Source organism: Sinomonas sp. (assembly GCF_051955515.1).
Taxonomy (GTDB): domain Bacteria; phylum Actinomycetota; class Actinomycetes; order Actinomycetales; family Micrococcaceae; genus Sinomonas.
Map to the genome: position 1 here is coordinate 1 of NZ_JBQCGQ010000104.1, position 11,238 is coordinate 11,238.

10 protein-coding genes are annotated in these 11,238 nt (G+C 69.3%); 9 read left to right on the plus strand and 1 reads right to left on the minus strand.

What is annotated here, in order from left to right; all coding sequences use genetic code 11:
- From ACTHL9_RS05610 to ACTHL9_RS05640, 7 genes are all read left to right on the plus strand, one after another.
- Positions 1–554: ATP-binding cassette domain-containing protein (locus ACTHL9_RS05610; RefSeq protein ID WP_440517862.1), on the plus strand; the 554-nt coding region annotated here is incomplete at its 5' end.
- On the plus strand, positions 551–1,555 hold the full coding sequence (locus ACTHL9_RS05615) for a Gfo/Idh/MocA family oxidoreductase (RefSeq protein WP_440517863.1): 1,005 nt from the start codon (positions 551–553) through the stop codon (positions 1,553–1,555). The genes ACTHL9_RS05610 and ACTHL9_RS05615, both read left to right, overlap by 4 nt.
- Positions 1,552–2,577, plus strand: coding sequence for a Gfo/Idh/MocA family protein (locus ACTHL9_RS05620; protein ID WP_440517864.1), 1,026 nt, complete (start codon positions 1,552–1,554; stop codon positions 2,575–2,577). Before ACTHL9_RS05615 ends, ACTHL9_RS05620 begins: the two co-directional genes overlap by 4 nt.
- A gap of 117 nt (positions 2,578–2,694) precedes the next feature.
- Positions 2,695–3,585 carry a LysR family transcriptional regulator gene (locus tag ACTHL9_RS05625; RefSeq protein WP_440517865.1) on the plus strand — a complete coding sequence of 297 codons (891 nt, stop codon included), beginning with the start codon at positions 2,695–2,697 and terminating at the stop codon, positions 3,583–3,585.
- A 122-nt stretch (positions 3,586–3,707) separates the two neighbouring features.
- Positions 3,708–4,808 carry a tartrate dehydrogenase gene (locus ACTHL9_RS05630; RefSeq protein WP_440517866.1) on the plus strand — a complete coding sequence of 367 codons (1,101 nt, stop codon included), beginning with the start codon at positions 3,708–3,710 and terminating at the stop codon, positions 4,806–4,808.
- A gap of 10 nt (positions 4,809–4,818) precedes the next feature.
- Positions 4,819–6,189, plus strand: coding sequence for a C4-dicarboxylate transporter DctA (gene dctA / locus ACTHL9_RS05635; RefSeq protein ID WP_440517867.1), 1,371 nt, complete (start codon positions 4,819–4,821; stop codon positions 6,187–6,189).
- 11 nt (positions 6,190–6,200) lie between these two features.
- Entirely contained in the window at positions 6,201–7,289 is a 1,089-nt protein-coding gene (locus ACTHL9_RS05640; RefSeq protein WP_440517868.1) for a glycerate kinase, read from the plus strand.
- A gap of 105 nt (positions 7,290–7,394) precedes the next feature.
- Here ACTHL9_RS05640 and ACTHL9_RS05645 read toward each other — a convergent pair whose 3' ends face one another.
- Positions 7,395–8,405 (minus strand): LacI family DNA-binding transcriptional regulator, encoded by a 1,011-nt coding sequence (locus ACTHL9_RS05645; protein WP_440517869.1) that lies wholly within the window; start codon positions 8,403–8,405, stop codon positions 7,395–7,397.
- 123 nt (positions 8,406–8,528) lie between these two features.
- Here ACTHL9_RS05645 and ACTHL9_RS05650 point away from each other — a divergent pair, with 123 nt between their 5' ends.
- Positions 8,529–9,716 (plus strand): Gfo/Idh/MocA family protein, encoded by a 1,188-nt coding sequence (locus ACTHL9_RS05650; protein WP_440517870.1) that lies wholly within the window; start codon positions 8,529–8,531, stop codon positions 9,714–9,716.
- On the plus strand, positions 9,713–10,726 hold the full coding sequence (locus ACTHL9_RS05655; RefSeq protein ID WP_440517871.1) for a sugar phosphate isomerase/epimerase family protein: 1,014 nt from the start codon (positions 9,713–9,715) through the stop codon (positions 10,724–10,726). The genes ACTHL9_RS05650 and ACTHL9_RS05655 overlap by 4 nt, the downstream gene beginning before the upstream one ends.
- The last annotated feature ends 512 nt before the right edge of the window (positions 10,727–11,238 follow it).

The window sequence follows — 11,238 nt, forward strand, 5'->3', positions numbered from 1 at the left end:
TTGGCCGCGGGCCGTTGCGGCGGATGGACGTGGCCAAGATGAAGGAGATCACCAAGAAGGAACTAGCTGACATGGGCATCGACCTGCGCGATGTCGAGCAGCCAATCGGCCAGCTCTCCGGCGGCGAGCGCCAGTGCGTCGCGATCGCCCGCGCGGTGTACTTCGGCGCGAAGGTCCTCATCCTCGACGAGCCCACCGCGGCGCTCGGCGTCAAGCAGTCGGGCGTGGTGCTGCGGTACATCCTCCAGGCCCGCGACCGCGGCCTCGGGGTCATCTTCATCACCCACAACCCGCACCACGCGTACCCGGTGGGCGACCGCTTCCTGCTTCTCAAACGGGGCCGGGCGATCGGCTACTACGACAAGAAGGACATCACCCTCGAGGAGCTCACCGCCCAGATGGCCGGAGGCGCGGAGCTCGCCGAGCTCGCGCACGAGCTCGAGCAGCTGGGCGGGCACCGCGAGGCCCTTGAGGTGGCCAAGGCCGAGGCTGCCGCTGTCGAGGCGGAGGCCCCGAAGGCGGAGTCCCTCGAGGCGGAGGCTCCGCGCGCATGACGGTCCGAGTGGGCGTCATCGGCGCGGGGATCATGGGCGCCGACCACGTCAGGCACCTCGCGGGGGTGGTGAGCGGCGCGTCGGTCTCGCTGGTCGCGGATCTCGACGCCGGCCGCGCGGCACAGGCGGCCGAGGTCGCCGGCGCGCGGAGCACCACCGATCCGAAGGCGCTGATCGAGGACGAGGAGGTGGACGCCGTCGTCATCGCCTCGCACGACTCGACGCACGCCGAACTCCTCCTCGCGTGCCTTGCTGCGCGCAAGCCGGTGCTGTGCGAGAAGCCGCTCGCGCCGTCGGTCGAGGAGGGGCGCGAGGTGGTCGAGGCGGAGGAAGGGGTGGCTGCGGAGCTGGGCTGCAGCCTCGTTTCGCTCGGCTTCATGCGGCGTTTCGACCCGGCCCACATGCAGCTCAAACGGCGGATCGAGGCGAGGGAGCTGGGAGAGGTCCTCGCGGTGCATTGCGTCAGCCGGAACATCCGCTCCGCCCCCGACGCCACCAATGTCTCGGCGATCACGAACTCCGCGATCCACGAGCTCGATTCGATGCCCTGGCTGCTCGGGACCGACGTCACGGAGGTCGCGTGGGTCTCGGGCCGCAAGTCGAGCTCCATGGCGCCGGCCGGCCTCCAAGACCCCGCGTTCATGCTCCTGCGCATGGCCGATGGCACCCTCGTGACCCTTGAACTGTTCCTCAATGCCGAGTACGGCTACTCGACGCGCTGCGAGGTCGTAGGGGAGCGGGGCACCGCGAGCTTCACCGAGGCGCCGCTGCTCGAGCTGAACCTCGAGCGCCGGTGGTTCACCGAGTACCCCGCGGACTGGCGCCCACGCTTCGCGGACGCCTACCGGATCGAGCTTCAGGCGTGGATTGATTCGCTGCGCACCGGCAAGCCCTCGCCGCTCGCGACCGCGCGCGACGGGCTCCGCGCTTCAGAGATCGGCGCAGCTCTTGCGGCGTCGATTGACGCCGGCGGCGTGTTCGTGCCGGTGGTGCACTGGTGAGCGAATTCGAGTTCCCCGAATCCCGCGTGCCGGACCCGAATGCGGCGCCGAGCCTCGGCTGGGGGATCGCGGGCCCCGGGTGGATCGCCGAGCGGTTCGCCGACTCCCTCGCGAGGCACGGGTCGCAGCGGGTGACGGCGGTAGGCTCGCGCTCGCCCTCCCGTGCCGAGGCGTTCGCCTCCTCGCGCGGCCTCCGTGCCCATGGCTCCTATGGCGAGCTGGCGGCGGAGCCCGAGGTCGACGTCGTCTACGTCGCCACCCCGCACACAGCCCATCTCGACGTCGCGCTCGCGGCAATCGAGGCCGGCAAGCACGTGCTCGTCGAGAAGCCTTTCGGCATCAATGCCTCTGAGGCCGAGCGCGTCGCCGAGGCCGCCAAAGCCCGCGGCGTCTTCGCCGGCGAGGCGCTGTGGACCGCCTTCCTTCCGTCGTACGACGTCGTCCGCCAGCTCGTGCGGTCCGGTCGCCTCGGGGAGCTGACCGCCGTCGTCGGCGACTACGGCGAGCACCTCCCGCCGGGCCATCGCGCGTACGACCCCGCCCTCGCCGGCGGCCCGCTCCTCGACCTCGGGATCTACCTGCTCGCGCTCGCGACCGACCTCCTCGGGGAGCCCGACCGGGTCCTTGGCCTCGGCACCGCGCTGGGGAACGGTGTGAATGGCCAGCTCTCGGCGCTGCTCGGCTTCCCCAGCGGCGCGCAGGCCGCCCTGACGACGACGATGCGCGGCTTCACGCCCGCGCTCCTCACCGTCGTCGGGACCGCGGCCGCGCTCACGCTCGACGGCCCGTTCAACTCCCCCGGCGGCCTCACCGTGCGGACGGCCGACGGCGAGACGCACCGCTGGGAGGGGGCGCCGGGATCGCATGTGGACGGGTTGCATTTCCAGGCAGCCGCCGTGGCGCGTGCGATCGCTGACGGACGGCTCGAGACGGACGAGCGGCCGCTCGCGTCGAGCATCCTGGCCCTGAGGGTCGCGGACGAGCTGCGGCGCCAGACGGGGATCGTGTTTCCGGGTGACTAGCGCGCTCCTGTCCGGTTGATACTTCCCGGTCGGTCCGAAGCCCGGCGTGTCGCACCGATCCTCCGTGTTGGCCGGGAAGAAGCGGACAGGAGCAGGCGTCTCCGTAGGCTTGGGGCCATGGATGTCAGGCAGCTGAGGTACTTCCTCGCGGTGGTCGATCACGGCGGATTCAATCGGGCCGCCGAGCACCTGCTCATCGCGCAGCCCTCGCTCTCGCAGACCATCAAGGCTCTCGAGCAGGATCTCGGCCTGCCGCTGTTCCATCGCGCGGGTCGGAAGGCAGTGCTGAGCGAGGCCGGCCGCGAACTCGTGGGACCTGCGCGGCTGGTGGTCCGTGATCTCGACGCGGCCCGCGCGGCAGTGGATGAGCTCAAGGGCGTCCGCAGCGGCCGGCTCGACATTTCAGCCATGCCCTCGCCCGCAGTCGAGCCGCTCACGTCCATGATCGCTGCGTTCTCGCGGAGCCATCCTGCGGTCACCATCAACGTCGAGGCAGCCTTCACGCCGGACGATGTCATCGAGTCCGTCCGCAGCGGCAGCTGCGAGATCGGCGTGCTGGGCTCCGAGCGTCTGGTCCGCGCCGCAGGAGTCGACGTGATGCAGCTCGAGCGGCAGCCGCTCGTGCTCATCACGAACCCGCAAACCGCCGCTCTGGGCGACGGCGGCAGCGTGCGCCGCTCGGCGCTCGCCGGCCAGCGGGTCATCGTCTCGCAACGTGGCTCCCTCATGCGCAGAGTTGTCGACGACATCCTGGCGAGCGGCGTCGCCGTCGAGATCGCCGTCGAAGTCGCCCACCGGACCTCGATCCTCCCTCTCGTCCTCGCGGGCGTCGGGCACGCGATCCTGCCGTCGTCGTGGACCGCTCTCGCCGAGCATTCGGGGCTTCGGGTTGCGCGAATTGAGCCGGAAGCGGCGCTGCATGTCGCCGTCGTGAGCCGCCCCGAAGACCTCACCCCCTCGGCGCGCGCCTTCCTCGAGGTTGCGTCGGACCACGTGCGGAGCCAATAGATAGGGGATACCTATTTCGCGTATCCAAAACTAGTCTTGGACGCGATCATTCCTCCGCTGGTCTCATGGAAGGCATGAACCCCGCTGTGACGGGGGCAACAGCCTCGAACAGGAGACATGCAGTGAGTGAGACAACCCGAATTTTCGCCATCGCCTCCATCCCCGGCGACGGCGTCGGCAAGGAAGTCGTCGCCGCGGGACGCCAGGTGCTCGACGCTCTGGCAGCGCAATCCGGCGGCACGTTCGCCTTCGAGTGGACCGAGTTCCCCTGGGGCTCGGACTACTACGCCAAGCACGGCGAGATGATGCCCGCCGAGGGCCTCGACGCGCTCAAGGACTTCGACGCGATCTACTTCGGCGCTGTGGGCTGGGAGAACGTCCCCGACCACGTGAGCCTGTGGGGGCTGCGCCTGAACATCACCCAGAACTTCGACCAGTGGGCGAATATCCGGCCGGTCAAGTTCCTCCCCGGCGTCGAGTCGCCCCTCCGCAAGGCCGATTCGGCGGAACTCGACTGGATCGTGGTCCGCGAGAACAGCGAAGGCGAGTACGCCGGCCTCGGCGGCCGTAACCTGAGCGGACGCGGCCCCGGAAACGAGGTAGCCCTCCAGACCGCGCTCTTCACCGAGAAGGGCTGCGAGCGCATCATGCGCTTCGCGTTCGATCTGGCGCGCACCCGGACGGTGAAGAAGGTCTCGAGCGTGACGAAGTCCAATGCGCAGCAGTACGGCATGGTCCTGTGGGACGAGGTCTTCCGTCGCGTGGCCCTGGACTACCCGGACGTGCAGACCGAGAGTGTGCTCGTGGACGCCATGAGCGCCAAGTTCGTACTCAAGCCCGAGGATCTCTCCGTCGTCGTCGCCTCCAACCTCAATGCGGACATCCTCTCCGACCTCGGTTCCGCCCTCGCCGGCAGCCTTGGCCTGGCGGCCAGCGCGAACCTGAACCCCGAGCGCCGCTTCCCGAGCATGTTCGAGCCCGTGCACGGGTCTGCCCCCGATATCGCGGGCCAGGGCATCAGCAACCCGATCGGCGCCATCGCCAGCGCCGCTTTGATGCTGGACCACTTCGGCCTGCCCGAGGAGGCCCGCCGCGTCGAGGCCGCGATCGAGTCGGCGACAGGCTCGGGCCACCTCACCCGCGACGTTGGGGGAAGGGCGACGACGGCGGAGGTCACCGAGGCGATTGTCTCCTCGCTGAGCGTTTCGCTCGCGGCGGTCTGAGGAAGGAATCATGGGACATTCTGTGGACAACGGGGTCCGCCCGACCCGCCGGCCGTGGTACCGGCAGCTGTACTTCTGGGTGCTGCTCGCGATCGTCGTGGGCATCCTGCTCGGATGGCTCGCGCCCAAGGCCGGGGAAGCGATGCAGCCGATCGGCATCACCTTCGTGAACGCGATGAAGATGCTCATCGGTCCGATCGTGTTCCTCACGATCGTTGGCGGCATTGCGAGCGTCGCAGATCTGAAGAGGGTCGGCATCACGGGCCTGAAGGCCCTGACCTATTTCCAGATCGGCACGATCCTCGCGCTCGTCGCCGGTCTCGTGGCGATCAACGTGTTCCGGCTCGGCGACGGCCTCAATGTCGATGCCAGCAGGATCCAGGCCACGGGAACGGCGGCCCAGTACATCAGCCAGGGCAAGAGCGAGAACTGGTGGGACTTCCTGGTCAATATCGTCCCGACCAGCGTGGTCGGGCCCTTCGTCCAGGGCGACATCCTCCAGATCATCTTCATGGCCGTCCTCGCGGGGATCGCCGTCAACGCCCTCGGCAGGGTCTCGGCGCCGGTGCTCGACGCCGTCGACCGCCTCACCAAGATCGTGTTCAAGGTCCTCAACGTCGTCATGAAGGCCGCGCCGATCGGGGCGTTCGGAGCGATGGCGTTCGCGGTCGGGAAGTACGGCGTCTCGAGCCTGACGAGCCTCGGCGGCCTCATCCTCCTGTTCTACGCGACGTCCATCGTCTTCGTCGTCGTGGTCCTGGGCAGCGTCATGGCGTTCCTGCGGCTGAACATCTTCACGATGCTGCGCCACTTCAAGGAGGAGCTGCTTCTCATCATCGGCACGTCGACCGCCGAGCCGGCGCTGCCCGGCCTCATGAGCAAGCTCGAGCACGCCGGCGTGAAGAAGGAGACGGTGGGACTTGTGGTCCCGACCGGCTACAGCTTCAACCTCGACGGGGCGGCGATCTACCTCTCGCTGGCCGCCGTGTATCTGGCGCAGGCCACGAACACCCACCTGTCGATCGGGCAGCAGCTCGGCCTGCTCGCGGTGATGCTCCTGACCTCGAAGGGCGCGGCAGGCGTGGCGGGCGGTGGGTTCATTGCCCTCGCGGCGACCCTCAGCACGCTCGGCACTATTCCGGCGGCCGGCATCATGCTCATCTTCGGGATCGACAAGTTCATGTCCGAGTGCCGCGCCCTCGTCAACTTCTGTGGCAACGCCGTGGCGACCCTGTTCATCGCCTGGTGGGACCGCTCGCTCGACGTCGACCGGGCTCGCCGCGTCTTCCGCGGGGAGGAAGTCGGGCCCGTCCGGCCAGTCCCGGCCGACCCGGAGGACGTGTCGGAACCGGCGCTCGGTGTTCCGGCGGGCGCCCAGTGACCCTCGTGCTGGTGGCCCCGGACAAGTTCAAGGGCTCGTTGAGCGCAGCCGAGGTGGCCCGCTCGATTGGCCGCGGGCTCGGGGAGGGAGGGCTCGCCTGGCGGGCCCTCCCGCTCGCGGACGGCGGCGACGGCAGCGCTCAGGCAGCGGTCGACGCCGGATACCGGCCAATCGCCGTCGACGTCGTCGGTCCTGTGGGTCAGCCCGCCCGAACTCTGGTGGCGTTCGATGGGGATACGGCCGTCGTCGAGGTCGCGACGACGTGCGGACTGCAGCTTCTCGGGGAGCTCGCGCCGCTGGCTAGCACGAGCGCTGGCTTCGGGGAGGCACTGCTCGCGGCCAGGAGCCTGCGCCCGAGGAGGATTGTCCTCGCCCTCGGTGGGAGCGCGACGACGGACGGCGGTGCGGGCCTGCTGAGCGCGCTGGGCGCAGTGTTCCTTGACGACCGGGGTCGGAGGTTGGTGCCGTGCGGCGGGACGCTGGCGGACATCGAGCGGGTGGATTTGACCGGCCTGGCCTCGTTCGGGGGAGTCGAGTTGGTGGCCGCGAGCGATGTCCGGAACCCCCTCGTGGGGCCGGCTGGCGCGGCGACCGTCTACGGACCGCAGAAGGGCGCGACGCCGGACGACGTCGCCGCCCTCGACGCGGGTCTGGCGCATCTTGTGCGCAGGCTCGACGAAGCCGGCCTTCCGGCATCGCTCTCTGCCTCCGCCTCTGGGGCGGGGAGTGCCGGTGGGCTTGGGTTCGCGGCAATGCTCCTCGGCGCCCGGCTGGTCTCCGGCGCGGACTTCTTCCTCGACCTCCTCGGCTTCGACGAGGCTGCGTCTATGGCAGACCTCGTCATCACGGGTGAAGGCAAACTGGACGAGCAGACCCTCGCGGGGAAGCTCCCGCTCGCCGTGGCCCGGCGAGCGGGAAGCGTTCCGGTGCTCGCCGTCGTCGGCCATAACGCCTTGGGGGAGGACGCGCTCCCGGAGTACGGGATCGAGGGGATCTGGAGCCTCAGCCGCCTTTCCGGTCAGGACACCTCGGCCGATCCGGAGCTCTCGGCTGAGTTGCTGGCTCAGATCGGGTGCGACATCGCCTTTCGGCGCGCATAGCGTGCTCCTGTCCAGTTGATACTTCCCAATCAGTCCGAAGCGCGGCGTGTCCCGCTGTTCAGCCGTGTCGGTCGGTAAGAAGCGGGCAGGAGCAAGCGTCGGAAGCTACTCAGCAGTCGATCCGCGGACCACGAGGGTCGGGTCGATGAGGGCCCGCCGCGGCGGAGCCTCCGGGTTCTCGAGGCGCGCCAGCAGGGTGCGGGCGGCCTCGGCCCCGATCTCGCGGCTATGCGGGTCGACGCTCGTGAGCGCGAGGTAGCGGTAGCCCGCGAGCGGGGAGTTGTCATAGCCGACGACGGCGACATCGGCTGGCGCTGACAGCCCCCGCTCGCGGAGGGCAGCGAACGCGCCGACGGCCATGAGGTCGTTGGATGCGACGATCGCGGTGACCGAGGGGGCGCTCGCAAGGAGTTCCTGAGCCGCGGCGTAGCCCTCGGCCTCAGTTGTCTCGAGGGTTGACCCGACGACGACGGCCTCGAGTCCAGCCTCCCGCATCACCCGCTCATAGCCGCGCCGCCGATGAGCCGCGGGACCGCTCCGCCCGGAGATGTGGGCGATCGCGTGGTGGCCGAGGTCAAGCAGATGCCGGGTGGCGAGCTCGCCGCCGTGTTCGTCGTCCCCCGCGACGACGTCGGCGCGGGGGAGCGCTGACGGGCCCAGCTCGCGGACACCCGCCACGACCACCGGGATCGGAATGTCCCGGACGAGCTCCGGAGCCGGTTCGGCAGCGAGGACGAGCGCGTCGGCGTGCTGGGCGAGGAAGCCGTCCACGGGATTGCGGCCGGACGCGGCCTCGAGTTGGAGGTCGGCGACGGTCACGGTGTAGCCCGCGGGATCGAGGACCGACCGGAGGCCGGCGAGGAGCTCCACGAACCAGGGATTGTGGAAGTCGTCGATGAGCACGCCGACGGACCTGGTGCGCTGGCTCGCGAGCGCGCTCGCTGCACGGCTCGGGCGGTAGCCGAGCGCGTCGATGGCATCCTGGACGGCTCGGCGTCGTGGCTCGCTGACGTGAGGCTCTCCTCGGAGGACGAGTGAGACCAGCGACTTGGAGACGCCCGCGTGGCGCGCGACGTCGTAGATGGTCGGGCGCGCGCGGTTGTCCCCAGTGGTCACGGGACCATCATGGCACTCAAGCGCAGCGGCGTCTGGCGTCTATTGACAGGACAAAGTCTGATTCTTATGCTCATTTGTGGAGCGCTCCAAAATCCCAGAAGACTTCCCTCAAAGGAGAGACCCATGCCTGAGTCCCTCGGCGTCGCGGTCATCGGCGCCGGCATGGCGGGCAAAGCCCACGCCGCCGCCTACCGAGCCGCGAGCACCTTCTACCGCCCCACGCTCCCCGAGATCCGCCTCGTCTCGATCGGCGACGTCAACGCCGAGTTCGGCCAGGCCGCTGCTCGGCGTTTCGGGTACGAGCGCCACGATGCGTCGTGGCAGGCGATCGCGGAGGCGGACGACATCGACGTCGTGAGCGTCGTGATCGCGAACTCGCTGCACCGCGAGGTCGTCGAGGGCCTCCTCGCCGCTGGCAAGCACGTCCTGTGCGAGAAGCCGCTCTCGGACACCCTTGCCGACGCCCGTGCGATGGCCGAGGCCGCCCGCGCCGCGGAGGCGCGCGGCACTCTGGGCCGCATCGGCTTCACCTTCCGCCGCACCCCGGGCATCGCCGCGATCCGGCAGCTGATCCAGGACGGTACCCTCGGCCGGCCCCTGCACTTCTCCGGACGGTACTGGACCGACTACGGCTGCAGCCCGAGCGCGCCGATGAGCTGGCGCTACAAGGGCGGCCCGGGCTCGGGCGCGCTGGCCGACGTCGGGAGCCACTTGACCTACATCGGCGAGTTCCTCTGCGGGGACATTCAGTCCGTCTCCGGTGGCCAGCTCGCGACGGCGATCGCCAAGCGACCGCTTCCGCTGGGGGCCGTCATGGGTCACGACCATGCCGCCGTGAGCGACACTTTTGAGGCCGTGGAGAACGACGACGTTGCCTCCTTCTCCGCGGAGTTCGACCAGTGCATCGGGTCGCTGGCCGTCTCCCGGGTGGCAGCGGGCCACGCGAACTCGCTCATGTTCGAGGTGTTCTGCGAAAACGGGGCCGCGCTGTTCGACCAGCGCCGTCCCGCGGAGATCGGGCTGTTCCTCTCCGACGGCCCGTCCGCCCAGAACGGCTACCGGCAGGTCATCCTCGGGCCCGAGCACCCGTACCTCGCCGGCGGGCTTCCCATGGACGCGCCGAGCGTGGGCTTCGGGCAGAACGAAGCCTTCGCATATCAGGCCCGCGCGTTCCTCGAGGAGGTTGCAGGAGTGCCAGAGTCCGAGTCGCTCCCGCGCTGTGCGACGTTCGACGACGGCGTGCGCAACATGGAGGTCCTTGCCGCCGTGACAGAGTCGGCGCAGGACAGCGGAAAGAAGGTCTCGCTGTGAAGCTCGGCGTCTACAACGCGATCCTGCACGACCGGTCCCTTCCCGAGGCCCTCGACGTCATCGCGGGCCTCGGTCTGACCGGGATCGAGATCAACACCGGCGGATTCCTCCCGGCCGTCCACGTGCCGACCATGGACCAGATCCTCGACAGCGACGCCGCCCGGGACGACTACCTCGGCCTCTTCGAAGGCACGGGTGTGACCATCGCGGGCCTGAACTGCAACGGCAACCCGCTGCACCCCAAGCCCGAGATCGGCGAGAAGCACGCCGAGGATGTCCGTCGCTCCATCCGCCTTGCCGAGCGCCTGGGCCAGAACCGCGTCGTCACCATGTCCGGCCTGCCCGGCGGCGAGCCCGGGGCCACCGTGACGAACTGGATCGTGAACGCGTGGAACTCGGCCGCGCTCGACGTTCTGGACTACCAGTGGGGCATCGCCGCAGAGTTCTGGCGCGAGACCGACCGCCTGGCCGCGGACCACGGCGTGAAGGTCGCGCTCGAGCTGCACCCGCAGAACCTCGTGTTCAACACCGCGGACGTCTACAAGCTGATCGAGCTCACGGGTGCGACCAACGTCGGCGTCGAACTGGACGCGTCCCACCTGTTCTGGCAGCAGATGGATCCCGTCGCGGTCGTCCGCGAGCTCGGCCCGCTCGTCTTCCACGCGGCCGCGAAGGACGTCCGCATCAACGCCGAGAACGCGCGGCTCTACGGCGTCCTCGACAATCGCTTCCGCAGGCTCGCACCCCAGGAGAACCGCACTAACCTCGGCGGGGACGAGTGGGCCAACGAGTGGCCTAAGGACTCGGCCTGGGACTTCGTGGCCCTCGGCCGTGGCCATGATGTGGCGTACTGGGCCGAGTTCCTGAAGGCCTTGCACGAGGTGGACCCGGACATGCTGGTCAACATCGAGCACGAGGACGTCTCCTTGGGTCGCATCGAGGGCCTCGAGGTCGCCTCGAAGGTCCTGCTCGAGGCAGCTCAGTCGATCGGGGTGCTCGCCGAGGCGTGACGCGGGCACCGCCGCCGATCTCCCCGGCTTCTGGCCGTCCTCGGCGCCGGTCTCCCCGGCTTCTGGCCGTCCTCGGCGCCGATCTCCCCAGCTTCCGAGCTGATGGCGGCGTTGACCGCACCAGTTTGCCGCGTCGCCCCGGCGCTCTGGAGCCTGAAGCTGGGGAAACCGGCGGGATCGACTGCGGAAGCTGGGGAAACCGGCGGGAATCGACTGCGGATGCTGGGGAAACCGGCGGGAATCGACCGCTTCCGCTGACCCATCGAAGACCCACCCGGCGTCAAGGTGGCTCCCATGCTGCTGCGCTACGGTTCGGGCGGCGGATGTCGGGCGCTTGAAAGGCAGCACATGAGGATCAGCGATGCGGTAGCACTCCGGAGGGTTCCCGAGGTGACCCTCCTCTTCTGGGTCGTCAAGCTGCTCACGACGGCGCTCGGCGAGGCCACGTCCGACTTCCTCGTCAACGACGTCGATCCCTATCTCGCCGTCGGCGGCGCCTTCGTGCTGTTCGT

Excerpts from the sequence above, each read along its gene's own strand:
- ACTHL9_RS05615 (WP_440517863.1), top strand. The coding sequence starts at position 551 with ATGACGGTCCGAGTGGGCGTCATCGGCGCGGGGATCATGGGCGCCGAC.
- dctA (WP_440517867.1), top strand. The coding sequence starts at position 4,819 with ATGGGACATTCTGTGGACAACGGGGTCCGCCCGACCCGCCGGCCGTGG.
- ACTHL9_RS05650 (WP_440517870.1), top strand. The coding sequence starts at position 8,529 with ATGCCTGAGTCCCTCGGCGTCGCGGTCATCGGCGCCGGCATGGCGGGC.
- ACTHL9_RS05625 (WP_440517865.1), top strand. The coding sequence starts at position 2,695 with ATGGATGTCAGGCAGCTGAGGTACTTCCTCGCGGTGGTCGATCACGGC.